Source organism: Micromonospora sp. CA-263727, from assembly GCF_050942455.1.
Lineage (GTDB): Bacteria > Actinomycetota > Actinomycetes > Mycobacteriales > Micromonosporaceae > Micromonospora.
Genome location: NZ_CP192031.1, coordinates 5,541,538 through 5,565,702, shown reverse-complemented (window position 1 = coordinate 5,565,702; position 24,165 = coordinate 5,541,538). Strand labels below are relative to the sequence as shown.

20 protein-coding genes are annotated in these 24,165 nt (G+C 72.9%); 8 read left to right on the top strand and 12 right to left on the bottom strand.

Features of this window, described 5'->3' with window-relative positions; genetic code table 11:
- Nucleotides 1-2: 2 nt before the first annotated feature.
- From ACQPYA_RS24235 to ACQPYA_RS24225, 3 genes are all read right to left on the bottom strand, one after another.
- A complete protein-coding gene (locus tag ACQPYA_RS24235) occupies nt 3-1,142 on the bottom strand; it encodes a site-2 protease family protein (RefSeq protein ID WP_433529386.1) in 1,140 nt (379 codons plus the stop codon).
- A gap of 75 nt (nt 1,143-1,217) precedes the next feature.
- Nucleotides 1,218-1,637: a PIN domain nuclease gene (locus ACQPYA_RS24230; protein ID WP_433529385.1), complete on the bottom strand. Its 420-nt coding sequence runs from the start codon at nt 1,635-1,637 to the stop codon at nt 1,218-1,220.
- A complete protein-coding gene (locus ACQPYA_RS24225) occupies nt 1,634-1,840 on the bottom strand; it encodes a type II toxin-antitoxin system VapB family antitoxin (protein WP_433529384.1) in 207 nt (68 codons plus the stop codon). The genes ACQPYA_RS24230 and ACQPYA_RS24225 overlap by 4 nt, the downstream gene beginning before the upstream one ends.
- A gap of 180 nt (nt 1,841-2,020) precedes the next feature.
- Between ACQPYA_RS24225 and ACQPYA_RS24220 the strand changes: the two genes are divergently transcribed.
- On the top strand, nt 2,021-4,117 hold the full coding sequence (locus ACQPYA_RS24220) for a prolyl oligopeptidase family serine peptidase (RefSeq protein WP_433529383.1): 2,097 nt from the start codon (nt 2,021-2,023) through the stop codon (nt 4,115-4,117).
- Between the two features lie 8 nt (nt 4,118-4,125).
- On the opposite strand, the gene ACQPYA_RS24215 is transcribed toward ACQPYA_RS24220, so the two are convergent.
- From ACQPYA_RS24215 to ACQPYA_RS24205, 3 genes are all read right to left on the bottom strand, one after another.
- Nucleotides 4,126-5,187, bottom strand: coding sequence for a hypothetical protein (locus ACQPYA_RS24215; protein ID WP_433529382.1), 1,062 nt, complete (start codon nt 5,185-5,187; stop codon nt 4,126-4,128).
- A 382-nt stretch (nt 5,188-5,569) separates the two neighbouring features.
- Nucleotides 5,570-5,782 (bottom strand): DUF397 domain-containing protein, encoded by a 213-nt coding sequence (locus ACQPYA_RS24210; RefSeq protein WP_433529381.1) that lies wholly within the window; start codon nt 5,780-5,782, stop codon nt 5,570-5,572.
- Nucleotides 5,775-6,653: a helix-turn-helix domain-containing protein gene (locus tag ACQPYA_RS24205; RefSeq protein ID WP_433533596.1), complete on the bottom strand. Its 879-nt coding sequence runs from the start codon at nt 6,651-6,653 to the stop codon at nt 5,775-5,777. The genes ACQPYA_RS24210 and ACQPYA_RS24205 overlap by 8 nt, the downstream gene beginning before the upstream one ends.
- A 357-nt stretch (nt 6,654-7,010) precedes the next feature.
- On the opposite strand from ACQPYA_RS24205, the gene ACQPYA_RS24200 reads away from it, so the two are divergent.
- Together ACQPYA_RS24200 and ACQPYA_RS24195 are read left to right on the top strand one after the other, a co-directional pair.
- On the top strand, nt 7,011-7,418 hold the full coding sequence (locus ACQPYA_RS24200; RefSeq protein WP_433529380.1) for a DivIVA domain-containing protein: 408 nt from the start codon (nt 7,011-7,013) through the stop codon (nt 7,416-7,418).
- Nucleotides 7,415-7,672, top strand: coding sequence for a hypothetical protein (locus tag ACQPYA_RS24195; protein WP_433529379.1), 258 nt, complete (start codon nt 7,415-7,417; stop codon nt 7,670-7,672). Before ACQPYA_RS24200 ends, ACQPYA_RS24195 begins: the two co-directional genes overlap by 4 nt.
- A gap of 4 nt (nt 7,673-7,676) precedes the next feature.
- Here ACQPYA_RS24195 and ACQPYA_RS24190 read toward each other — a convergent pair whose 3' ends face one another.
- The 3 genes from ACQPYA_RS24190 to ACQPYA_RS24180 form a co-directional block, all read right to left on the bottom strand.
- A complete protein-coding gene (locus ACQPYA_RS24190; protein ID WP_433529378.1) occupies nt 7,677-8,912 on the bottom strand; it encodes an MGDG synthase family glycosyltransferase in 1,236 nt (411 codons plus the stop codon).
- 209 nt (nt 8,913-9,121) lie between these two features.
- Nucleotides 9,122-10,024: a L,D-transpeptidase family protein gene (locus ACQPYA_RS24185; protein WP_433529377.1), complete on the bottom strand. Its 903-nt coding sequence runs from the start codon at nt 10,022-10,024 to the stop codon at nt 9,122-9,124.
- A gap of 112 nt (nt 10,025-10,136) precedes the next feature.
- Nucleotides 10,137-11,585 carry an alpha-amylase gene (locus ACQPYA_RS24180; protein WP_433529376.1) on the bottom strand — a complete coding sequence of 483 codons (1,449 nt, stop codon included), beginning with the start codon at nt 11,583-11,585 and terminating at the stop codon, nt 10,137-10,139.
- Nucleotides 11,586-11,849: 264 nt separating this feature from the next.
- Here ACQPYA_RS24180 and ACQPYA_RS24175 point away from each other — a divergent pair, with 264 nt between their 5' ends.
- The 4 genes from ACQPYA_RS24175 to ACQPYA_RS24160 all read left to right on the top strand — a co-directional run bounded on the left by ACQPYA_RS24175 (nt 11,850) and on the right by ACQPYA_RS24160 (nt 16,785).
- Entirely contained in the window at nt 11,850-13,664 is a 1,815-nt protein-coding gene (locus tag ACQPYA_RS24175) for a hypothetical protein (RefSeq protein ID WP_433529375.1), read from the top strand.
- A complete protein-coding gene (locus tag ACQPYA_RS24170) occupies nt 13,661-15,127 on the top strand; it encodes an NADH-ubiquinone oxidoreductase-F iron-sulfur binding region domain-containing protein (protein ID WP_433529374.1) in 1,467 nt (488 codons plus the stop codon). The genes ACQPYA_RS24175 and ACQPYA_RS24170 overlap by 4 nt, the downstream gene beginning before the upstream one ends.
- A gap of 22 nt (nt 15,128-15,149) precedes the next feature.
- Nucleotides 15,150-15,782, top strand: coding sequence for a redoxin domain-containing protein (locus tag ACQPYA_RS24165; RefSeq protein ID WP_433529373.1), 633 nt, complete (start codon nt 15,150-15,152; stop codon nt 15,780-15,782).
- 61 nt (nt 15,783-15,843) lie between these two features.
- Complete coding sequence (locus ACQPYA_RS24160; protein ID WP_433533595.1) at nt 15,844-16,785, top strand: cytochrome c biogenesis CcdA family protein; 942 nt, start codon at nt 15,844-15,846, stop codon at nt 16,783-16,785.
- Between the two features lie 18 nt (nt 16,786-16,803).
- Here the strand turns inward: ACQPYA_RS24160 and serS are convergent, their stop codons facing one another.
- The 3 genes from serS to ACQPYA_RS24145 form a co-directional block, all read right to left on the bottom strand.
- Complete coding sequence (serS, locus tag ACQPYA_RS24155; protein WP_433529372.1) at nt 16,804-18,087, bottom strand: serine--tRNA ligase; 1,284 nt, start codon at nt 18,085-18,087, stop codon at nt 16,804-16,806.
- 263 nt (nt 18,088-18,350) lie between these two features.
- Complete coding sequence (locus tag ACQPYA_RS24150; protein ID WP_433529371.1) at nt 18,351-19,481, bottom strand: MerR family transcriptional regulator; 1,131 nt, start codon at nt 19,479-19,481, stop codon at nt 18,351-18,353.
- 137 nt (nt 19,482-19,618) lie between these two features.
- Nucleotides 19,619-20,809, bottom strand: coding sequence for a saccharopine dehydrogenase family protein (locus ACQPYA_RS24145; RefSeq protein ID WP_433533594.1), 1,191 nt, complete (start codon nt 20,807-20,809; stop codon nt 19,619-19,621).
- A gap of 179 nt (nt 20,810-20,988) precedes the next feature.
- On the opposite strand from ACQPYA_RS24145, the gene ACQPYA_RS24140 reads away from it, so the two are divergent.
- Nucleotides 20,989-24,162: a LuxR C-terminal-related transcriptional regulator gene (locus tag ACQPYA_RS24140; protein ID WP_433529370.1), complete on the top strand. Its 3,174-nt coding sequence runs from the start codon at nt 20,989-20,991 to the stop codon at nt 24,160-24,162.
- Nucleotides 24,163-24,165 lie beyond the last annotated feature (3 nt).

Below are 24,165 nucleotides of genomic sequence, written 5' to 3'. Positions count from 1 at the left end.
CCCTAGCGGTTGGCGGTGGGTTCGTTGCGCAGGTGGCCGCGTTGGACGGCGCGGCTGATGTCGCTGGGGGAGACGATGCCGACCAGGTGGCCGTCGGTCACCACCAACGCCCGGCCGTCGGCGCACTCGCTGAGCCGGGGGAGCAGGTCGGTCAGCTGCTCGTCGGGGGAGGCGAGGACCAGGTCGTCGGCCCGGCAGGCCACCGCTTCCAGTGTGGTGCTGCCCCGCTCGCCGACGGGCACGCCGCGCACCCGGTCGAGGGTGACCAGGCCGACCGGCCGGCCGTCCTCGGTCAGCGGCAGCGCCGTGTGCCGGTACGCGAACAGGTAGTTGTCGACGAAGTCGGCCACGGTCATCTCGCTCGACGCGGTCTGCGGCTGGGGCGTCATCACGTCGGCGACCCGGATCCCGCGCAACGCGCTGCCCATCCGGGCCTGCCGTTCCTCCATGGCGGCGGCGCCGATCAGGAACCAACCGATCAGCGCCAGCCAGAGCCCGCCGATGCCGGCACCGGTCAGGAACCGCCACAGCCCCAGCCCGATCAGCAGCACGCCGAGCACCCAGCCGGCGCGGGCCGCCACCACCGACGCCCGGGTCCGGTCCCCGGTGGCCTTCCACACCGCCGCACGCAGCAGCCGCCCGCCGTCCAGCGGCGCCGCCGGCAGGATGTTGAAGACCGCCAGCAGCAGGTTGATGCCGCCGAGCCAGGCCATCGCGCCCAGCAGCAGCCCGTGCACCCCGGCGAGGCCGAGCAGCATCGCGATCGCCCCGAAGAAGGCGCCGATGACGAGGCTGACCAGCGGCCCGATGCCGGCGATGCGCAGCTCGGCACCGGGGCTGCGGGCCTCGCCGCGCAACTCCGCGACCCCGCCGAAGAGCCAGAGCGTGATCCCGCCGACCCCGAGCCCGTTGCGTTTGGCCACCACCGCGTGGGACACCTCGTGGGCGAGCAGACCCAGGAAGAAGACCACCGCCGCCGCGAGGCCCGCCAGCAGGTACGCCGCTCCCGGCCGGCCGGGGTACGACCGGGGGAAGAGGTTGGCCGACAGCCCCCACCAGATCAGCGCGAAGATGACCAGGACACTCCAGTTGACTCCGACAGGTACGCCCACGATCCGACCGAGCCGGAAACTCGCCCTCATAACTCGGTGATACCCCCGAGAAGTGATCCCATACCAAGGACGAACGTCACCGATCGGCCCGCGGCGGGTGGGCGATCAGTCGGCGATGCCGGCCGGAACGACCCAGGTGGTGGGTTGGCCGGTGATGGCGGTGATCATGTCGTAGTCGCCGTCGTAGTGCAGCACCGCGGCACCGTGCCGCTCGGCGGTCGCGCTGATCAGCAGATCGGCCATGGAAAGGGCGCGGTGATTGCCCTTGTGTAGCGCCTGGAGTTGAACCTCGACCGCACGGTCCCAGACCTCGTCGGGCATGGGAAGCCAGTGGAAGCCGCCGAGTAGCCAGCGAGCACGCTGGGCGTCCTTGACCGTCCGGGCGCTCTGGATCACCTCGATCTCGATCGCGCCGCACACCGCCAGCAGTGCGCGTTCGGACAGTTCGTCGAGGACGGGCGCGACGGCCGGTTTGGGCCAGCGGGCGTGAGCGGATTTGTCGAGCAGGTACAGCTCTTGACTCACGCCGCGTCCGGCTTCACGTCGGTGTGGCCGGTGAGGTCCGGCAGGCCGCCGCTCTTGAGCCAGTCGGCGAACTCGCGCCGCTTCTCCCGGTCGACGGCGGCCTTCAACGCCGCGTTGACCGTCGCCTTCTTCGTAGTCGTGCCGAAGATCTTGGCGGCCTCGGCGAGCAGTTTGTCATCGACGTCGAGGATCGTCCTGGACATTGATCGGTCCCCCAGTTCGGCGCGGCGCTGCCGCAATGATATCAAGTTCTGCTGTTCTTGATATCTCGCCTTGGGTGGACCGGGGATGCGGGCAGCGACAAGTGGCTCGCGTGCGGAATGTCACCATGTCGACAGCTGTTCGGGGCCGGCGTCGCGTCGGATGTCGGCGATAGTGCCAACGTGGCCACGTCGACCGATGACAGTGATGACCCGTACCTCTGGTTGGAGGACCTGGACGGCGCGACGGCCCTCGGATGGGTGCGGGAGCGCAACGCGGAGACCGTCGCGGCGCTGACCGGGACGGCGGCGTTCGCCGCCCGGCAGGCCGAGATCCGGCAGGTGCTCGACGCCGACGACCGCATTCCCTACCCCGGTTGGCGCGGGGACCACTTCTACTACGACTTCTGGCGGGACGCGGCACATCCGCGCGGGCTGTGGCGGCGCACGACACTCGACCAGTACCGCCGGCCCGAGCCGGAGTGGGACGTGCTGCTCGACCTCGACGCGCTGGCCGAGCGGGAAGGCGAGAACTGGGTCTGGGGCGGCGTGACGGCGCTGCCGCCCGCCCAGCAACTCTGCCTGGTCAGCCTTTCTCGGGGCGGCGCGGACGCGGTGGTGGTGCGCGAGTACGACCTTGGTGACCGGGCCTTCGTCGAGGACGGTTTCACCATCACCGAAGCCAAGACCGACGTCTGCTGGATCGACGCGGATCACATCTACGTCGGCACGGACCTGGGGCCGGGATCGTTGACCGACTCCGGGTATCCACGGGTGGTGCGGAGGTGGCGACGGGGCACCCCGCTGACCGAGGCCGAGGTCGTCTACGAGGCGTCCAGCGAGGACGTCGCCGCCTACGGCTGGCACGACCCGACACCCGGCTTCGAGCGCGACTTCGTCGGACGCGGCCTGGATTTCTACCGGTCGGAGGACTTCCTGCTGACCGGGGCGGGCGAGCGGGTCCGGATCCCGGTGCCCGAGGACGCCTGGTGGGGCGTACATCGAGAGTGGCTGGTGATCCGGCCGCGCACGCCGTGGACGGTGGGCGAGCTGACCTGTCCGGCGGGGGCCCTGCTGGCGACCCGGTTCGACGCCTTCGTGGCCGGGAGCCGGGACCTGACGGTGCTGTTCCGGCCCGACGCCCGCACCTCGCTCAGCGGTTACGCCTGGACCCGCAACCACCTCATCCTGACCACCCTCACCGACGTACGCAGCAAACTGGAGGTGCTCACGCCCGGCGAGCGCGAGTGGCGGCGGGAGCCGCTGCCGGGGGTGCCGGCGGACGAGGAGGGCTGCCTCGTCGAGACGGACCCGGAGATCGGCGACGCCTACCTGGTCGCCTCGGAGGGGTTTCTCCAGCCGGCCACGCTGCGGCTCGGGCAGATCGGCGGCCCGGTCGAAACCCTCAAGCGGGCACCGGCGTTCTTCGACACCGACGGCCTCGCGGTACGCCAGTTCTTCGCCACCTCCGCCGACGGCGCCCGGGTGCCGTACTTCGTGGTCGGGGATCCCGCCGCGCCCGCCGGGCCGACGCTGCTGTCCGGGTACGGCGGCTTCGAGATATCCCTGACCCCCGGCTACGGCGGCATCACCGGCCGGGGCTGGCTGGCCCGGGGCGGCACCTACGTCGTGGCGAACATCCGGGGCGGCGGGGAGTACGGCCCGCAGTGGCACCGGGCCGCGCTGCGGGAGAACCGACCCCGGGCGTTCGAGGACTTCGCGGCGGTGGCGACCGACCTGGCGACCCGGGGCATCACCACGCCGGAACAGCTGGGCATCGAGGGCGGCAGCAACGGCGGCCTGCTGATGGGGGTGATGCTGACCCGCTACCCGACCCTGGTCGGCGCAGTCGTCGCGCACGTCCCGCTGCTCGACATGCGGCGCTACCACCGGCTGCTGGCCGGCGCGTCGTGGATGGCCGAGTACGGCGACCCGGACGTGCCGGAGGACTGGGCCTTCCTGCGGGAGTACTCGCCTTACCACAACGTCCATCGTGCGGCGGCGTACCCGCCGGTCCTCTTCATCACCTCCACCCGCGACGACCGGGTGCATCCCGGGCACGCCCGCAAGATGACCGCCCGGCTGCGCGAGTACGGCCACGACGTGACCTACTACGAGAACGTCGAGGGTGGGCACGGCGCGGCGGCCAACAACGAGCAGCGGGCCTTCATCGAGGCGCTGGAGCTGGAGTTCCTCTGGCAGAGGCTGGCGCCGTCGCGAGCCGTCGCACCGCGCCAGCCGACCGATGAAAGGCGTGCCGGAGCTGCCGTAGCGGAGTGATGCTCGGTTCAGCCGTGGCCAGCGTCCGGCTGCTGGGGCTGCGGGCCTGGGCCGGCGAGGCTGTGCACCGCTTCGCGCAGCGGGTGCAGGAACGGTGCCTGCTGCCACTGGCCCGGTCCGTACCGGGCGTAGGCGAACATGACGGCGTGGCACCAGACGGACGGGCCGGTGAGCCGCAGTGGTTCCACGTCGGCGAAGGACAGGACGGCGTTCGGGCCGTTGATGGAGTACTCCACGGCCGCGCCGTGGTCGAAGGCCAGCCACCGCCCGCCCAGAGAGCACCACGTGGTGGTCGCCGTCAGGACGACCCGCGCGTACGCGAACTCCCGCCACTGCGGCTGCGCCAGGCTCGCGGCGCGGGACCGGGCGGCGCTGTTGCCGATGAGATTGCCGATCATCGCACCAGCGACGATCGCCGGTGAACCGAAGGCGACGGTGCGGCTCTGCCCATAGGTGACCGTCGTGCCGTAGTAGCGGGAGTAGGTGAACGGGGCGTCCAGATAGACTACTCCCGGCCCGATGAAGCCGGGCGCGACCACCGAAGGCGGTGGCTCGCCTCTGGCGAGTCGCTGGTACAGGTGGATCGCCTCGATCCAGCCGTGTTGCAGGGCCACCGCAGACGGGGGCGGCCGGTACACGGGTGGTCGGCGGGCGGGTAGCAGCCGGCCCAGCCCGTAGGCGAGCGCGTAGGCAAGCAGCCCCCACGGCGCGGTGAGCCCGACCACGACGACGCACACCCACCGGCCGTACGCGAAGCGCCGCCGCCCGCGGCCGTCGACCACTCCGAGGACGAAACCGACGACGATGGTCGCCGCGAAGACGGCAACAAAGGCAAGTGAGAGGGTGTCGCCGAGCACCATGGCCGAGTAACACGGCCCATAGACGCCGTCGATCAGGTCGGCCGAAGTCGGTCCGTGCTCTGCGAGACACCCTTCGTACCGCTCGTTCAGGCGGAAAGCCAGCAGTCCCAACGCGAGCAGAGCGGGCGTGACCACCGCCGCGACCACCCAGCGCCGCCCGCCCCGGGGCCGCGACCGGCGTGGCGCGTTGCCGGGAATCAATCCACCCATTCGATTGCCCCCTCAATCGCCTGCGTTGCGCACTATGCCGCTGCCCGACCCCGGCCGTCAACGGTCATCGTCACTGCACTTCCGCAGCCGCCCTGAGCGGGAACGGAGAGCCTGTTACAGCCCCATCCGGATCGACTCGATCTGGCTCCACAACAGCACTCCCGCCGTACCCGCGGCGGCGGAGGCGGTTCCTTCTCCTGGTCCGAGCTGCCCGGTCCGCGCCATCCTGCTGCCGGTCGGAGAAGGCGTCAACGCCGCCACGCGCCGCGACGTCCTGTCGATCAAGGAGTTGTGGTGCCCAACAAAGGTGGACACTCCCGCAGATTTGGGTCGCCACAACTCCGTGATCGACGAGAGTTGGTGGATGTCGCCTCGATCGGCGTTACTGCCCGGGGCGGTTCCCGGGCTCCGCCTGCTTCACGGCCCCGACGAAGGCGATCCACGCCGCCGGGCCGAAGGCGAGGACCGGACCGTACGGATCCTTGCTGTCGCGCAGCCCCACGATGCCGGGCAGATTGTCGGCGACCTCGACGCAGTCGCCGCCATTGTTGCTGCGGCTGGACTTGCGCCAGACGGCACTGGTCAGGTCAGGCACGGGAGTGCTCCTCTGCGACTTGGTGGATCAGACTCTTTGACTGAGATTGGTTGAGGGCGCGACCCGTCATGTCGGCCCAGATCGTGTTGTAGGCGGCCGTTTCGTGTGGCTTGTCGAGATAGATCGCGCCGGTCGCGGCCTCCAGGTACGCCACCGGCGGCTCCACCTCCTTGCCGTTGCTGTCTTCGGGGAACTCCATGATTGAAAAGGCTCCGGACATCGCTCCGGCGTGTAGCCCCGCAGAAAAGGTCAGCACCTGCACGGTTACGTTCGGTAACTCTGCTGCCTTCAGGATCTGGTGGAGCTGTTCGATCATGACCGTGGCGCTACCGACTGGGCGCCGCAACACCGCTTCGTTGAGTATCACGCTAAGTTGCGGTGCGGCGAACCGGGTCAGCAGGGTTTGCCGTTCGATCCGAAGTTGGATGGCCTGCTCTTGCTCCTCGCTGTTCTCGACATCGATGGCACCGCCGGGAACCTGGAAGATCTGTGTGGCGTAGGCGCGCGTCTGAAGTAGCCCCGGAACCAACTCGGGCTGGTACTTGCGGATCTTCGCAGCGGCAGCCTCAAGTCCGATGTAGAGCTGGAACCAGCGGGGTATGCCGGAGCCGATGTAGTCGTGCCACCAGTTCTTGTTTTCCCGGGTGGCGGCGGTCATCGCCAGCAGCAACTCCGCGTCCTCGGCCGACGCGCCGTAGAGGTTCAGCATCTCCTTGACATCAGCGGCGCGGAAGCGGACGTTCTCAGCGCCGTTCTCGATGCGATGCAGGGTCGCCCGGGCCCGATCCAGGTCCTCGGCTGCCTGCTCCATGGTCAGGCCGGCTGCCTTGCGCAGGGCTTCGAGCTTGCGGCCGATCTGGCGTCGCAGCATCGTCGTTCCGGTTACCGCCTGTGACACTCCGTGCCTCCGCTGTCGTGGCCATTGTCGACGTGTCTCTGTGTGATTAAACAGCCACTTTGTATCAGAAACAATAGACATCTTACTGGGCGTGTTCGAGTCGAAGTCGTAGCCGATCAAGCGTCGTTTGTTAGACGTTGCTTTTCTTTCCCGCCGATGCTTCACTCTCTCCACGGCCACTGTGGAACCGCTGCTCAGCGGCCATGTCTGCCCTGCTGACGTACTGCCGAATGAGGCTGCGGTGGCAGGTGCCGGGCGGGTCCGTCGGTGCGCGGCGGACCGATGGACCCGCCCTCCACATCGCCTACGCCAACGAGAGCGAGGTCCGTCATGCGCATCCCATTCCGGCGGCGCACCGCCCGACACGACCCCGGGCACACCGGGCGGCCCGACATCGGCCACACCGGGCGGCACGGCAGCCAGCGCGGCGAGCGCCACCACACCGGCACCTGCTATCGGGCGGCGAGCTACCGGCCGTTGCGGCCGTGGCAGGTGCGGGATCGGCGGTTCCGGCTGGGCCGGCGGGGCTACGACCCGGTAGAGGTCGTCAAGTTCCTTGACCGGGTGGCCGGCGACCTGGAGGCCGCGTACCGGCAGGTGGCCGCGGCCGACCGGGAGGCGGCCCGGGTCAGGGAGGCGCTGCGGCGGTGGCAGTCCGAGCAGGCCGAGGCGCGGCAGGCCAGCCTGAGCCAGGGCCCGGTGGACCAGCGGCCGACGAGCCAGGGGCACCATCGGTGACCGGGCGGTACGTCGTGCACCTGCCGGTGGTCGCCCCCGACCTGCTCGACGCGCAGCGGCTGGCCCGGGTGGTGGCCCACTGGGCGCTGGTGCTGCCGCAGGCCGACCCGGGGGAGACCACCGTGTCGGCCGAGGACGAGCAGGGCGTACGCCATCGGGTCTTCTGTGACCTGCGGCTGCCGGGCGGCGGGCGGTGCCTGCTGCGGGCCGACCACGACGGCGGCTGTGCCCGACGGCTGGTGAATCGGCGATGAGGGCTCAGGCCGCGACGCTCGACGGCGCGGTCTTGGCCCGGCGGCCGTGATCGGGCGCGCCGGGTTGGTCCGGTCCGGGCCGGTCCGGGTGCGGTGCCGACGGGTACGCCGGACACCGGTCGGCGGACGCCGGCAACGCCTCGCCACGGTCGAGCAGCGACCGGACCAGTTCGCTGGCGTCCTGGTGGTGCCGCACCGACCGGCGGCCCTGGCGGCCAGCCTCGCACTGCGTGACGATGGCGGCGGCGAGTTCCGCGTCGGTCTTCGGCCACGGCACCAGCCCGGCGTGGGCGAGCACCTCCGCGTTGGCGCGGCCGTGTGCGGGGATCGGCCGGAACGTCACCGCCGGCAGGCCGGCGGTGAGCGCCTCGGTCAGCGACAGGCCGCCCGCGTTGTGCACCAGCACGTCCGCCGCGGCCATCAGGCCGGCCACGTCGGAGCGCCAGCCCAGCGCCACGACCCGGTCCCGGCCGGAGAGCCGGTGGCGGAGCCGCTCGTTGCGTCCGCAGAGGACCAGCACGTCGGCGACCCCGGACGCCACGATCGCGTCGACGGTGGGAATGACCTCGCCCATGCCCTCGGAGCCGGCCACCAGCAGCGCCACCCGTCCCTGCACCGGCAGGCCCACCGACCGGCGGATCGCGACCCGTTGCGCCGCGGTGTGTTCCTGCTCGAACGCGGGGGACACCAGGCCGCCGACGGCGCGCATCGGTACGCCGAACTCGCGCGTACCCATCGTGGCGGTCGCCTCGGTCACCGTCAGGTGGTGGTCGACGTCGGGATGCACCCACAGGCGGTGTACGGCCGGGTCGGTGAGGTACGTGACGACCGTGGCCGTCAGTCGTCCGGCACCGCGTAGCTGGCCCAGTGACTGGCTGGCCAGGGGGTAGGTGGACACCACGACCCGGTGGTCCGTGGCCCAGCGGCGCAGCTGCCGCTGGGCGAGGCGGCACATCCCGTCGACGGCGCGATGCACCCAGTTGCCGCGTTCGATGCCCTGGAACACCCACTCGAACAGGTACGGCGCGTGCCGGACGCTGCCGGTGTAGCCGTCGCGCAGGAGGAACCGGCAGGACCGGGGAACGGCGTCGAGGAAGTCGCGTACCTCCACCTGAAGGCCGGTCCGCGCCAGCCGGGCGCGTAGCTCGGCCGCGGCGCCGTCGTGGCCGGCGCCGACCCCGCCCGTGACGATCAGCACGTCGCCGGGGGCGGTCCGGTCGTGGGCGGTGTGGCGGGACACCGGGGCTCCTTCCGCCGTACGGGTGGCGCGGTTCCGGTGGTCCTGCCGGGGGTACGTCCAGCCGGGGACCAAGGTCTCAGGACGGTAGGCCGCGGTTGCTTACCCCCGGCTTACGTCCGGATGGTCGCCGGACCAATTTCGAGCGTCCGGGACGGGTTTCGAGCGTCCGGGACGGGGCTCGGGCCTACGGCGCGGGTCAGCGGGACGGGTCAGGCCGTCGCGGGTGGGTCGGGCAGCTCGTCAACGACCACGACCGGGGTTCCCTCGCGCAGCTCCGCCAGCAGCAGCCGCTGGCCGCTCGGGGTCAACCGGATGCAGCCGTTCGTGGTCTTCTTGCCCAACTCGCCGTCGTGGTACCAGGTGTGGATGCCGATGTGCGCGCCACGCAGACCGGTCGGCACGGAGTCGGGATCGTCGGGCACCGAGCCGAGGGCGAAGATGTCCACCCCGCCGTAGACGCTCTGCGGCGGCGGGGTGCGGCCCAGGACGAAGGTCCGGCCGAGCGGGGTCTCCTGGCCGCGCTGACCCAGGCTGACCTGCCAGGTGCGCTTGGCGACGCCGTCGCGGTACCAGGTGAGCCGGTACGGGACGCGTTCCACCACAATCTGGTCGCGGAGCGTGACGGTGCTGAAGCCGCCGGGTGGCAGCCAGGCCAGCTTGCGGTTGGCCGAGGGGAGCAGCACCGCCGTCCAGCCGGTCTCGCGGTGCGCGATCGGCACGGTCAGCTCCACTCCGCTGATGGTCGGCATCAGGAAGGCCAGCGGCCGACCGCCGGGCGCGTCGTAGGCGGCGAGTCGGCGGTTCGGGTGCAGCCCCTGGGTCAGCGGGGTGGTGTCCAGGCTCTCCGGGTCGTCGGGAAAACCGGCCGGCGCCGGGTCGTAGTCGATCTCCGGCAGCCCCTCCGGCGCTGGCGCGGCGGAGGGAACGGCCTCGGCGACCGGCGGCAGCGCGGCCGTCGGCCCGACCGCAGCCGGTGTCGGGCCCTCGGTCGCCCGCCCAACCGGTGCCGGCCCCGCCGTGGGCGTCAACGCCCACCCGACGTACCCGGCCCCACCCACCAGCGCCACCACGGTGAGCCCGGCAAGCCAGCGCAGCCGCCCCACAGTCCTCACATTTCGCCCAAATACCACACCTTACTCTAACCACCTCAGCCCCACCCCCACCCCAAACCCGCCGCTACCCCGCCCCGGATCGTGATCCGGGGCGGGGCGGCGGATGGGGTGGTCAGGGGAGGCGGGCGGAGATGTGCAGGGCTATGGCGTCGTGGGCGGGGACGTTGGCGGCGAACCAGCCGGTGGAGTCGACGGTGATGACCGGGCCGGTGCAGGTGCCATTGGTGAAGGTGCCGTGGATGACGTCGCAGTAGCGGCCGGCGGGGAGGCCGGTGAAGTACGAGCGGCCGTTGATCGCGAAGTCCTCGTCGTTGATGGTGAGGTAGCCCCGGCCGGTACGGCTGAACGCGATGTGCTGGTAGCCGTTGTCGTACCAGTTGCTGACCCCGGCGCCCTCGGTGGCGTTGCGGAAGCCCACCATGTTCGCGATCACCGGCCAGCGGTGCTCACACTCCCAGCCCGAGTAACACACCGTGTTGAGGGTCTTGTTGTTGCCGTCCGAGGGCGGGCCGGCATCGCGGTTGCTGTAGGTGTAGCTCGACATCACCGTCGGCGAGCCGTACGGCCAGGCCAGCATGAAGGCGTTGGCCAGCGCGTAGATGCCCCGGTTGCGGTAGGTGAGCACGCCGGCGTCGTCGCGCTGGGTGTCGTGGTTGTCGACGAAGACCGAGGAGCGGGCGCTGGGCAGGTGGCCCCAACCCTCACCGAAGTTGCGCAGGTAGGCCAGCCGCTCGGAGCGGAAGACCCGGGCCAGGTCCTTGCCGTAGCGGAACTCGTGCACGTCGCCGTTGCCGGTGTACTCCTCGGGCCGGATCGGCTCGCCGGCACCGTAGATGACCTCCTGCACGATGTACGCCGACCGGTTCAGCCGACCGAGGATGGCCGCGATGTCCGCCGCCGGCATGTGCTTGCTGGCGTCCAGCCGGAAGCCGTCCACGCCGAGCGACAGCAGGTCGTTGAGGTACGCGGCGAGCCGGGAGCGGACGTAGTCCGACTCCGTCTTCAGGTCGGCGAGGTTGACCAGCTCGCAGTTCTGCACCTCGTACCGGTCGTTGTAGTTGACGATGTCGTCGTTGCCGTTGCGACCGCAGTAGTGGAAGTCCTGCGCCTGGTAGATGCCGGGGTAGACGTAGTGCTGGTACGACGAGCCGGCCCAGCCGGTGCCGCCGTTCGCCTGGCCCGACATGTGGTTGACGACGGCGTCGACGATCACCTTGACGCCGGCCGCCTGGCAGGTGCTGACCATGGAGCGGAACTGCTCGCGGTTGCCCTTGCGGGACTCGATCCGGTAGCTGACCGGCTGGTACGCGACCCACCACTGGTTGCCGCGTACGTGCTCCTGCGGTGGTGAGACCTGGACGTAGCCGTAGCCCTTCGGGCCGAGCGTGCTGGTGCACTCGGCCGCCACCGAGGGCCAGTTCCACTCGAAGAGGTTGGCGATGACCTTCTTGCTGCCGGCCGGGGCGGCGGCGGCCGGGGGCGCCGTCACGGCGGTGGGGGTGAGGAGGCTGGCGATCGCGCCGAGGGCGACGATCGCCGTGCGGAGTCGACGTCGATGCATCGGGTGCTCCTGGGGTGCCGGGGGGACGGGGTGGTGAGGGCTGGTTGCCCGGATCTTGCAACCCGGGCTGAAAGTTTCGGAAAGGTTACAAGTCGATTTCATCGCCTGTCAATGCATGGACATCGGTGACTGCCCCTCCGCCGGCGGGCATCGCCTACACGCGCCGCGCGACGGGACGGTTCGACAACTCGCCGATATTTTTTTCGCTGACGCTGATCCGACCGAGCGCCAGTTGCGTACTGGTGTGGGGAACAGGGTCGGCCGGTGGTACGCCGCCGCGAGACGATCGAGGAGCACATGGCCCGGGCAACGCAGAACGAGAAGGCGCCTGCCGTCCGTACCAGCAGCAGCAGTCGGGGGATCCGGTTACGGTCCCGTGGCCAGATCCTGGCGCTCACCGCGTCCGGGATCGCCGCGCTGTGGGCGATCATGATGCTCACCACCGGCGGCCAGAAGATGTACGCGATGGGCTTCTTCTTCACCGAGTTCTTCGCCGGTGTGATCGCCCTCGTCTCGCTGAGTCTGACGGTGATGATGGGGCTGCTCGCCACCGACCGGCTGGTGCTGATGATCCGGCACCGGGTGCTGTTGCAGTCCGCGCACCGGGCCACCGGCATCCTCGGCGTCGCCGGCCTGGTCTTCCACGTGATCACGAAGATCGCCAGCGGTCGGGCCGGGGTGACCGACGTGGCCGTGCCCTTCGTCGGCGGCCGGGGCCTCTACGTCGGGCTCGGCACCATCGCCGCGCTGCTCATGGTGGGTGTGCTCTGGACCGGCATCATCCGGGCCCGGTTCGCCGACGTCGGCCCGAAGTGGCTGTGGCGGGCCCTGCACTCCATGGCATACGTGTCCTGGCCCTTCGGCATCTTCCACGGTCTCGGCGCCGGTCGCCCGGCGGCCACCTGGGTCAGCCTCAGCTACTGGCTCTGCGTGGTGCTGGTCGTGGTGGCGCTGCTGGTGCGCCTCTCGGTCACCCTTCAGCGGCGCAGCCGCGAGCAGCACCAGGCCGCCGCCCTCAACGAGGCGATGACCGGCAGCAAGGGCACCGAGGAGACCCGGGGCAAGATGCTGCTCGGCACCCTGACCGGGCGGCGGGCCGAGGCCGACGACGGCCGCGAGAAGCGGAGCCGGCGCGACGCCACCTGGGCGAACACCACCTCCGGCACCTGGGCCAGCCCCACCATCCGGCGCAACGACCCGGAGCGGTTCACCGTGCCGGTGGTCCCCGAGCCGGGCAGCCTGGGCGAGCCGGTCCGGTCCGGCCGGGACCGCCGCGACGAGGAGCTGGAGCCGGTCGTCCGGCGCGCGTCGCGCCGCGACGAGGAGGAGCTGGAGCGGGCCGTGCGCCGGGAGACCGAGCTGCTTGAGCCGGTCGCCCGCCGCCGCGACGAGGAGCCGGTCGGGCGGCGGACCTCCCGCCGGGACGACGAGCTGGAGTCGACCAGCCGGCGTAGCTACCGCCGGGAGGAGGAGGACGTGGAGCCCGCGGGGCGCCGGGGCCGCCGCGACGAGGAACCGACCCGGCGGCGAGCCTCCCGCCGGGAGGAGGAGCGCGAGACGGCGGGCCGTCGCTCGGCCCGCCGCCGCGAGGAGGAACTGCTGGACTCGGAGCGGGAGTCGGGCGGCCGGCGTCGCCGCGACGACGAAGAGGCCGGCCGGTCCCGCCGATCCCGGGTGGACGCCGACACCGGCAGCCGCTACTCGTCCCCGCCCCGGCGGACCAGGGAGGAGCCGGAGGAGCCCTGGGACAGCCCGCGCCGCTGGGAGTCGAACGCGCCGATCTCCGCCGGTCCGATCTCCGGCGCGCCGATCTCCGGTTCGCCGATCTCGGCCGCGCCGCGCAGCGGCGGCGGGCGACACAGCGCCGAGGACGACATGCCCGAGGCCGAGACCGACTACTGGCGGCCCCCGGCCCGGTACGCCCCGGAGGACGCGGACGACGACGACACCCCGACCCTGGTCGACCTCGCCTCCCGGCGGGCCCGCAAGGCCTCCGGTGACAGCCGGCGTCGCCGCAAGGCCGACCCGGACACGGTCGACGGGGCCTACTGGGCCGGACTGCGCGGTGAGGCCAAGTGACCGCGCGTACCACGGTTCCCCCGGTGGCCTGCATCGGCGAGCCCCGGCTCACCGCCGGGTTCGCCGAGTTCGGCCGGCTCGACCTGCGTGCCCACGAGATGGTGCACGGCCCGATCAGCCCGATGGAACCGTCCAACCTGCTGCGTCTCGCCGAGGGCATCCAGCTCAAGGGCAAGGGGGGTGCCGGCTTCCCGTTCGCCCGGAAGCTGCGGGCGGTGCTGGAGTCCTGTGAACGCCAGGACCTGCCGCCGGTGGTGGTGGTCAACGCCACCGAGGGTGAGCCGGCGAGCTGGAAGGACAAGGTCATCCTGACCCGGGCGCCGCACCTGATCCTGGACGGGGCCGCGCTGGCCGCGTTCGCGCTGGACGCCGAGGAGATCGTGCTCTGCGTGGCCGACGACCTGGTCGGCCGGGACTCCCTGATGGAGGCGCTGGACGAGCGGCGGATGCCGGTGCCGACCAGCGTGGTCACGGTGCCGCACCGGTTCATCAGCGGTGAGGGCGGCGCGCTGGTCAACGGCATCAACGGGCTGCCACACATCCCGCCCGGCACCAAGAAGCGATCCAGCGACTCCGGCGTCAACGGGTTGCCCACCCTGCTGTCCAACGCCGAGACGTACTCGCAGGTGGCGATCGCCGCCCGACTCGGCCCGTACGAGTACGCGGCGCTCGGCACCGACGACGAGCCGGGCACTGTGCTGCTCAGCGTGACCGGCGCGGCAAAGCGCCACGCGGTCGTCGAGTGCGCGGCCGGCACCCCGCTGCGGGAGGTCCTCGAACTCTGCGAGGTGCCCGACGGGCCGGGCATCCTGATGGGTGGCTACCACGGCAGGTGGATCACCATGGAGGCGGCGAACAAGGCCGAGGTCACCCGCAAGGGGCTGGCCGCGGTCGGCGGCACCCTCGGTGCCGGCATCATCGTCCCGCTCGCCAACGACACCTGCCCGCTCGGCGAGGCCGCCCAGGTGGTGCGCTACCTGGCCGGTGAGTCCGCCGGCCAGTGCGGCCCGTGCAAGCGCGGCCTGCCCGACCTGGCCCGCGCCGTCGACCTGGCGGTCTCCGGCAGCGCGCCGGTGGAGGTCGTCCGGGCCGCCGCCGGCGACGTCAAGGGGCGGGGCGCGTGCAGCCACCCCGACGGTACGTCCCGCTTCGCGCTGTCGGCGATGGAGGTCTTCGCCGACGACCTGAAGAAGCACACCACCGGCGAGGGCTGTGGCAAGCGGGTGAAGGGCGTGATGGGTCTGCCCGGCGCACCCGACCCGGACCCGCAGAAGCTGGTGCTGGACTGGTCCCGCTGCGACGGTCACGGCCTCTGCGCCCACGTGGTGCCGGACTTCATCCGACTCGACCAGAACGGATATCCCGCCTTCCCGAGCACACCCGTGCCGACCTGGCTGCGGGAGGGCGCGGTGAAGGCGATCAAGGTCTGCCCGGAACTCGCGCTGCGGCTGACCAAGGCCTGATCCCTACCGAACGGAGACGCCGATGCGGTCACTTCGCCCGGGCCCGGACGACCCGTCGCCCGGCCATCGAATGACCGCCGGCCGACGTCCCGGCCTTCTCGGCGCCGCCCTGGTCGCCGTGCTGCTGGCCGCCTCCGCGTGCGTCGCCGGTACGGACACCGAGGCGCTCCGGCCGGCCGCCGCGGCACCCACCGCGACCCCGGCGGTCGCCGGCGCGTCCCCCTCGACCGGACCGGCCGGCCCGGTGCCCGTCCCGGACACCCTCCGGTTCACCGGGACGACCCTGGCCGGCGCCCCGTTCGACGCCGCCGCCCTCGCCGGCCGGCCGGTGGTGCTCTGGTTCTGGGCGCCCTGGTGCGCCACCTGCGCCGCCCAGGCGTGGACGGTGGCGGAGATCGCGCCCGGGTTCCGGGACACCGTGCCGATCATCGGCGTCGCCGGGCTCGGCGAGCGCAAGGCGATGACCGACTTCGTCACCGAGTTCGAACTCGGCCCGGTGCCGCAGCTCGACGACCGGGAGGGGGTGCTCTGGCGGCGCTTCGAGGTCGTCGAGCAGAGCACCTTCGTGATCATCGACCGGGACGGTCGGGTGATCCACCAGGGCTGGCTGGACGGCGAGGACCTCACCCGCCGGGTCACCGCGCTGGCCGCCTGATGGCGGCGGCCCAGCAGATCCCGCACCCCCCGACGGCCCCGCTGCCGCTCGCGCCGGTCCGCTGATGGAGGCGCCGCTGTTGCTCGCGCTGACCGCGGGCATGCTCGGCGCGGTCAACCCGTGCGGGTTCGCCATGCTTCCGGCGTACCTGTCGCTGCTGGTCGCCGGGGCCACCGACACCCGCGCCGCCGTCGGGCGGGCGCTCACCGCCGCCGCCGCGCTCACCCTCGGCTACGTCGTGGTGTTCGGCGCCTTCGGCCTGGCACTGGCCCCGGTCGCCGGCTGGCTGCGCCCCCGGCTGCCGTGGTTCACCGTCGGGCTGGGCCTGCTGCTGGTGGCGCTCGGTTGCTGGCTGCTCGCCGGCCGGCGGCTGCCCACCCCGCGTCCACTGGCCCGGGCACCGCGGCTGACCCGCACCTGGCCGTCGATGGTGCTCTTCGGCATGGCGTACGCGATCGCCTCGCTGGGCTGCGCCATCGCCCCGTTCCTGGCGATCGTGGTGACCAGCCTCCAGGCCGGCTCCACGGCGCGCGGGCTGGCGCTGTTCGGCGCGTACGCCCTCGGCATGGGGTTGGTGGTCGCGGTGGCCGCGCTCGGCGTGGCGCTGCTGCGCGGCGAGGTGGTGGCCCGGCTGCGCGGCGCCGGCGCCTGGGCACCCCGGCTCAGCGGCCTGGTGCTGCTGCTCGCCGGCAGCTACGTCGCCTGGTACGGCTGGTACGAGGCACGGCTGGCCGCCGGTCGCCGCGAGGCGCTCGCCGACCCGGTGGTCACCGCCGCCGCCGGAATCCAGCGCTGGCTGGCCGCCACCCTCGACGCCGCCGGCCCCGCCGCCCTCACCACCCTCCTGGCCGCCCTACTCCTAACCGCCCTGCTGAGAAGGAAGGGCCCCCTATTAACGCCTGCGGTAGTAAAGGGGCCCCCTACTAACACCGAAGACGCGGCGCGCCCGACACCAGCCGGAGCCGCGCGGGAGGTGGAGCGCAGCGGCGAGGGCCGGGCGTAGCGGCCCTCGCCGACCGGGTCAGCGCGGGGTGAGCTGGTCGGTGCCGAGGCGGTCGCGGAGGACCTCCGGCACCAGCACCGAACCGTCCGGCTGCTGGAACTGCTCCAGGATGGCCGGGAAGAGCCGGCTGGTCGCCAGCGCCGAGCCGTTGAGGGTGTGCACGAAGCGGGTCTGCTTGCCGCCCGGCTCGCGGTAGCGGATCGCCGCCCGGCGGGCCTGGTAGTCACCGCCCCAGGAGACCGACGAGACCTCCTTGTACTTGCCGGTGCTGGGCATCCAGACCTCGATGTCGAGGGTCTTGCGCATCGAGGCGCTGGCGTCGCCGGCCGCCAGGAGGCTGCGCTGGTAGTGCAGGCCCAGCCCTTCGAGCAGGCTCTCCGCGTGGCCGACCATCTGCTCCAGCGCGGCATCCGCCTGCTCGGGCAGGGTGAACTGGAAGATCTCCACCTTGTTGAACTGGTGGCCGCGGACCGTGCCCCGCTCGTCCGAGTGCGAACCGGCGGCCTCACGGCGGTAGCAGGGGGTGTACGCGAAGACCTTCAGCGGCAGCTTCGCGGTCTCCATGATCTCGTCCTGGTACGCCCCGAGGATAGCCGTCTCCGCGGTCGGCAGCAGGAACTGCCCGCGCGGGGCGGACTGCTTGTCCAGGTGGTAGACGTCGTCGTAGAACTTGGGGAACTGGCCGGCGGCGAAGCCGGCGGTGTCCAGCAGCAGGTGCGGCGGGAGCAGGAACTCGTACCCGGCCTCGATGTTCCGCTCGATCAGCCAGTTGACCAGCGCCCACTCCAGCCGGGCACCCAGCCCGGTGTACATCCAGAAGCCCGACCCGCCCAGCTTGACGCCGCGCTCGTGGTCGACCAGGCCCAGCATCCGGCTCAACTCGACGTGGTCGCGGATCTTCTCGATCGTCGGCGGCTCGCCGAAGGTCTTGACCACCCGGTTGGCCTCCTTGCCGCCGGGGACCACGTCGTCGGCGGGCAGGTTGGGCAGCTCGCTCATCACCGTGCGCAGCCGCGACTGCACCTCGTCGAGCTCGGCCTCCAACTCGGCGATCTGCTTGCGGCCGGCCTCCGGCGTGGACACCTCCGGCTCCGCACCGGCCCGTTTCGCCTGCGCGTACGCCCGGGCCTCGGCCTTGCGGCGCTGGCGCTCCCCGTCGATCTCACTGATCAGCCGGCGGCGCTCCCGGTCGAGGTGCTGGATCTCGTCCAGCACCCGATCGACCTCGGCGGCCTCCAGCCGCTTCGCCAGCGCGGTCGCCACCGCGTCGCGATCCTTCCGGATCAACTCCATGTCGAGCATGCTGCTCCGTACGCCTCCGTCCGGCCTCGGGTGGACCTCCAGATGCTACCGCCGGACCCGGACCGCACCGCCTCCCGCACCCATGCCGGTCAGCGGCGAACCGGCACGCTGCGGTCAGTCGCGGATCGGCCCCTCCAGTCCGACGGTGGCGGCCGGGTCCGTCAGCGGCGGACCGGCACGCCGCCGGTCACCGGCGGACCGGTATCGGTCGGTCAGCGGCGGATCGGCACGCTGCCGGTCACCGGCGGACCGGTATCGGTCGGTCAGAGGCGGATCGGCATCAGGATGGAGAAGGCATCCTTGTTGTCGGGGCGGCGGATCGCGAGCGGAGCGATCGGGCTGTCCAACTCCAGCACCAGCTGCGGGCCGCCGGCCGCGTCCAGCGCGTCGAGCAGGTACTCGCCGTTGACACCGACGCGCAGCTCGGCGTCGGGGTCGGGGTCGGCGAGGTCGTCAGGGTCGGCGAGGCCATCGGGGACGGCACCGGCGGGGTCGGTCAGGTCGTCGGGGCCGAGCAGGCGCAGCGCGTCCCGGGCGCCCAGGCCGAGCACGTGCACCGGCAGCGGCGCCCCGGCGTACTCCCGGATGACCGTGGGCTCGCCCGCCCGCAGCTTGCCGACCAGCCACTCGGCGTCGATCGGGACACGGCGGGCCGGCACGCCACCGGCGGAACGGGGCAGCAGCGTGTGATAGTCCGGGAAGTCGTACGGCAGGGCGGCGACCGGCAGTTGTGCTCCGGCGACCTCGACGCTCACCTCCCGTCCAACCAGGGTCAGCCGGACCTCGCCCTCCTCGCCCAGCCGCCGCCGCACCTCGTCGACCGCCGCCACCGGCAGCAGCGCGCGCACGGCCGGGCCGTGCGCCGCCGCGTCGGCCCGGGCCACCGACATCCGGTGCCGATCGGTGGCGACCAGCCGTACGCCGTCGGCGGCCACGTCGAACAGGACGCCGGTCAGCGCCGGAAATTCGGGGTCGGTGCCGACCGCGAACCGGACCGCGTCCACGGCGGCGGCCAGGTCGCGTCCGGTCAGGACGACCCGGGTCGCCTTCGGCGGCTGGCCGGTCGGGAGCAGGGAGCGGATCCGGGTCACCTCCCGGCGGGCGTCGGTGAGACCGTCCTCCAACCGCCGCAGATGCGTGTCGAGCAGCCGGTGGACGAGCGGGGGTTCGGCGCGTACCGCCTGGGCGATCTCGGCCACCGGCATGCCGACCCGGCGCAGCCCGGCGACCAGCCGGGCCGGTGTCACCTGGTCGTTGGTGTACCGGCGGTATCCGGTGGCCGGGTCCACCCAGGCCGGGACCAACACCCCGGCGGCGTCGTAGAACCGCAGGGCACTCACCGTCAGCCCGCTGGCCCGGGCCAGCTCGCCGATGCTGCGCAGGTCGCTCTCCACGGCCCGATCCTGCCGCCTCGACCTGGTCGAGGGTCAAGCCCCGCCGCCCGCAGGGCCGCGCCCGCCGCGCCGCCCGCCGCGCCCGCCCGCGGCGTAGGGAGCGATGTTAAGAAGGGGCCCGTGCTATACCGCAGGCGTTAATAGGGGGCCCTTCCTTCATCCAGAATGCGGAAGGTGAGGTTGGCGGCGGTCAGGCGGCGCAGGAGGGCGTCGCCCATCGCGGTGACCGGCGTGACCTGGCCGGAGGTGGCCGGCAGCTCGTCGAGGGCCAGGCAGAGGGCGGACTCGGCGAGCATCTTGGCGGTCTCGTCGTAGCCGGGATCGCCGCCGGCCACCTCGGTGACGACCCGCCGGCCGCCACCGGTGGCGACGAACCGTACCCGGAACCACGACTTCGACCGTTGCGCGGCGGTCGGCCCCTGGCCGGAGGCGAGCCGGCCGAGCAGCCAGCGTCGGGCCGGCGGCACCTTCACCAGCCCGACCAGGGCGCCCAGACCGGCACCGGCCGCCAGCACCGTCGGCAGCCGTTTCATCGCCGCGAAGTGCCGGTAGCGGAAGTCCGGCCCGTACTCCGGGCGCGCTGCCGCCGAACGGCGTACCACCTGCGGGTCGATGGTCGGCAACGGCACCGCCCAGACGGGCAGGTCCGGCGAGCGGGCCAGCTTGCCGGGCACGGCGCGCGCCCTCCGGTCGGCCGGGCGCGGCTCGACCGCCCGGCGCTCGCGGGCCGCCCGGGACGCCTCCCGGGTACGCGAGAAGGAGGTCAGCGCCGAGTGGTACGTGCCGGCGGAGACCCTGCCACCGGCCCGGACGTAGCCGTCCACGGTGATCGGCCCGTCGGCGGGCAGTTGCTTGATCGTGAACCAGACGCCCAGGTCGTGCGGGATCGAGTCGAAGCCGCAGGTGTGCACCAGACGGGCGCCGGTGCGTACCGCCTCGGCGTGGTGGCGCAGGTACATCAGGTCGACGAACTCCGGTTCGCCGGTGATGTCGAGGTAGTCGGTGCCCTCGGTGGCGCAGGCGGCCACCAGCGGTCCCCCGTGGTGGACGAACGGCCCGACGGTGCTGGCCACCACCCGGGCGTCGGCGGCCACCGCGCGCAGCGACGCCGGGTCGGCGGCGTCGGCGGTGAGCAGCGACAACCCGGCCACCGCCGGATCGATCGCGGCCAGCCGGTCGCGGACGGCAGCCAGCTTGGCCGGGTTGCGCCCGGCGATCGCCCAACGCAGCCCGGGTGGCGCGTGTCGGGCCAGGTATTCCGCGGTGAGCCCACCGGTGAACCCGGTCGCCCCGAACAGCACGATGTCGTACGCCCGCTCCGCAGCCATCGCGCGATCATCCCATCCCGGCCGGCGGGCCGCCCGCCCGTCGGTGATGGCCTGGGCCTTCGCCTCGGTGGCCGTGGCCGCCGCGTTGACGCGGCCCTGGCACACCCGACGCGGCGACGTCATCGCGTGGGTACCGCCGCTCAAGGCGACCGATCGGGGCGCAGTCCGGCGGTCCTGGGGTGAACCGGGCTCGCCCGGAAGGGGTGAACCATCGCCGGTGGGGTAACCGCCCGCCGCAGGGCCGGGGGAGGGGAACGCGTCCGTGGGGGTGGGCCGTGCCGGATGAACGCAGCACCGTCCGGGTCGCCGAGGCGGCCCGGACGCCGGCCGGCCCGCCACTGCTGGCGTCCCGGCTGACCCCTGCCGTACTGCCCGAGCCGGTGGTCCTGCGGCCCCGGCTGGCCCGGCTGCTGGACGACGGGGTGGCCCGACCGGTCACCCTGGTCCGGGCCCCGGCGGGTTGGGGCAAGACGACGTTGCTCGCCTCGTGGCGGCGCGCGGCCGTGGCGGCCGACCCGGACGCCCCGGCGCCGGCCTGGGTCTCGGTCGAGGTCGGCGACGATGCCGACCGCCTCTGGTCGTACCTCGTGGCGGCGCTGCGCTCGGTCGCCGACCCGGCAGCGAATCCGGCCGCCGCGCCCGCCCGGACGCCGCGACCGGACGAACTGGAGGTGCTCGCAGCCGCCCTCGCCGCCCGGGAACGGCCGGTGGTGCTCGTCCTGGACGACCTGCACCGGGTCACCGAGCCGGCGGCGCTGGCCGGGCTGGAGTTCCTGCTGCGCCACACCGAGCAGCGGCTGCGCCTGGTGGTGGCCGGGCGCGCCGGGCTGCCGTTGGCGGTGCACCGGCTCCGACTGGCCGGCGAGCTGACCGAGATCGGCCCGGACGAACTGGCCTTCACCGGTGACGAGATCGTCGACCTGCTGACCGCGCACGGGGTGGCCGTCCCGGCCGGCGCGGTGCGGCGACTGTGGCAGCGTACCGAGGGGTGGGCGGCGGCACTGCGGTTCGCCGCGCTCGCCCTGGGCAGCCAACCGGACCCGGAGCGCTGGATCACCCAGCTCGGCGGGGACCAGCCGGAGATCGCCGGCTACCTGCGCGAGGAGGTGCTCGCCGGCTTGGCGCCGGGCAACCGGGAGTTGCTGCGCCGGGCCGCGGTCGCCGACACGGTCTGCGCCGGGCTCGCCGACGCGCTGACCGGTGACGCGGACGCCGAGGGCCGGCTGAGCGGGCTCGCCGAGGAGGCCGGCCTGCTGCATTCCGACGGTGGCCATCCGGCGTGGTACCGCTGCCATCCGCTCCTCGCCGACCTGCTCTACCGCGAGCTGGCCCGGGTGCCCGCCGACGAGCTGCGCGACCTGCACCTGCGGGCGGCGGGCTGGTACGCCGGCAACGGCCGCCCGGGGGCCGCCCTGCGGCATGCGCTTGCCGGTGGCGACTGGTCGGGCGCCACCGACCTGTTCGTGACCCGGTGGCCGGAACTCGTACCCTACGACCGGATTACCGGTGCCCCTCCGGCGTCCGCGCCACGCCCGGCACCCGCGCCGCCCCCGGCGGAGGCGGTGGAGCGCGATCCGGAACTCGCGCTGGCCTGTGCCGCCCAGCGGGCCCTCGACGCCGACGCCGATGCCGCCCGCAGCTACCTGCGACTGGCCGCCGGGTACGCCCGGTCGCTGCCGGAACCGCGCCGGGCCCGCTTCGGCCGGCTGGTCGCCGCGGGCGAACTCGCCCTGGCCCGAATCTCCGGCGACCCCGATGCGGTACGCGCCAGCGCCGCCCGGCTGCTCGCCACCCGAACGGCCGACCCGACCTCCGCTTCGACGGCCGCCCCGGTCGACGCGGGCCCTCGGCACGACACCGGCCCTCGGCCCGACACCGGCCCTCGGCACGACACCGGCCCTCGGCACGACACCGGCCCTCGGCACGACACCGCCAATCGGCCCGACGCCGGGGATCCGGTCGGGGCGGTGCGGGCGGACCCGGCGGCTGCCACGGGGGCAGCGCCGCACCCGGCTGCTGCGGTCCCTGCGGAGGAGCCTCGGGCGGGTGCTGCGTTGGCTGATGGGGAGTCTCGGGCGGGCGCCTTCGGGGCGCTTGCGGCCGGTGGCGGCGACGATGCCGACGTGCGGGCGGTGGCCGGCACGGCGTTGGCCCTGCTTGCGCTGAATGCGGGCGATCTGATCGGGGCGTCGACCGGGTTCGGCACGGCGCTGGCGGCGGCCCGGCAGGCGGGACGGCCGCGTACCGAGCTGGTCTGCGCCAGCCGATGGGCCCTGCTCGCGGCGCTGCGAGGCGAGCTGCGAGCGGCCGAGGAGGCGGCTCGGGCGGCCCTTGCGCTGCCGCCCTGCCAGGGCTGGTCGGCGCAGCTGGACTGCGGGTACGCCTATCTGGCGCTGGGCCTGGTGGCGGTGCACCGGGACCAGCCGACGGAAGCCGAGGCGAACCTGACGCTGGCTGCGGCGGCGACCGGGGAGCCACCGGCGGGCGTGGTGGCGGCGTGGTGCCGGGCCTACCTGCGCCACGACGAGGGGGACCTGCCCGGCGCACACGGGCTGCTGACGGAGGCCCGCGAAAGGTGGTCGGGCCGGGCCGGCGAACTGGGGGCCTGGCTGCTGGCCGCCGAGGTGGACCTGCACAGCGCCCGGGGCGACCTGTCGACCGCCCGGCAACTGGCCGCCGAGCACCCGGCCGGGGCGGAGGCGGTGCTGGCCGTCGAGCCTCGGGCCGGGGCCGACGTCGCGGTGTTGGCCGTCGAGCGGCCGGCCGGGGTGGACCCGGCGCTGGCCGTTGCGGTGGCCCGGACCGAGCTGCGGGCCGGTGATCCGCGTGCCGCCGCGCGCCTGCTACCGGACTGGACGGCCGCGTCGGCGGCCGGCTGGCCGCTGCCGGTACGCCTCGACGTCGTGTTGCTCGACGCGCTGCTCGCCGCGCGCGGCGGCGACGACCGGGGTGCCTCTCGGATCCTGGAGCAGGCGCTGGACCTGGCCGCCCCGGACGGCTACCGCCGGCCGTTCACCCGGGCCGAGCCGGGCCTGCGGGACCTGCTCGCCGCCCATCTCGACGCCGGCACCGCGCACTGGCCGATGGTCAGCGACCTGGTCCGCGCCGCCGACCTGCCACCCGAGCGGGGACCGGCCGCCGCACCGGCGGCGCCCTTGAACGATCCGCTGACCGAGCGTGAGCTGACGATCCTGCGGTATTTGCAGAGCATCCTGTCCAACGTGGAGATCGCCGCCGAGCTGTCGGTCTCGGTCAATACGGTCAAGACGCACGTCCGCAACATCTACCGCAAGCTCGACGCCACCCGCCGCCGCGACGCCGTCCGCCGCGCCCGCGACCTTCACCTCCTCTGACAC